The sequence below is a fragment of the Mesorhizobium sp. M8A.F.Ca.ET.207.01.1.1 genome, from assembly GCF_004794715.1.
GTDB lineage: Bacteria > Pseudomonadota > Alphaproteobacteria > Rhizobiales > Rhizobiaceae > Mesorhizobium.
In genome coordinates this window covers 1-378 of record NZ_SRUS01000198.1, presented here as the reverse complement: position 1 = coordinate 378, position 378 = coordinate 1, and the positions used below count along the sequence as shown (strand labels likewise).

Sequence of the window (378 nt, the reverse complement as noted above, 5' to 3'; positions counted from 1 at the left end):
CTGATGTCCAGCTATCTCTTCACCTCCGAGTCGGTCTCCGAAGGCCATCCGGACAAGGTTGCCGACCAGATTTCCGATGCGGTGCTGGACGCGATCCTGACCCAGGACCAGCGCGCCCGCGTGGCCTGCGAGACCATGGTCAAGACCGGCGTTGCCATCGTGGCCGGCGAAATCACCACCAGCGCCTGGATCGACCTGGAAGCGCTGACCCGCAAGGTCATCACGGACATCGGCTATGACAGCTCCGACGTCGGCTTCGACGGCGCCACCTGCGGCGTGCTGAACCTGATCGGCAAGCAGTCGCCGCACATCGCCCAGGGCGTGGACCGCAAGAAGCCGGAAGAAATGGGCGCGGGCGACCAGGGCCTGATGTTCGGC

The 378-nt window shown here is 65.3% G+C and carries 1 protein-coding gene; it reads left to right on the top strand.

Going from position 1 to position 378, the window contains the following annotated elements; translation table 11 throughout:
- Positions 1-3: 3 nt before the first annotated feature.
- On the top strand, positions 4-378 hold a 375-nt coding region (locus EN850_RS34155; RefSeq protein WP_281407306.1), incomplete at its 3' end, for an S-adenosylmethionine synthetase N-terminal domain-containing protein.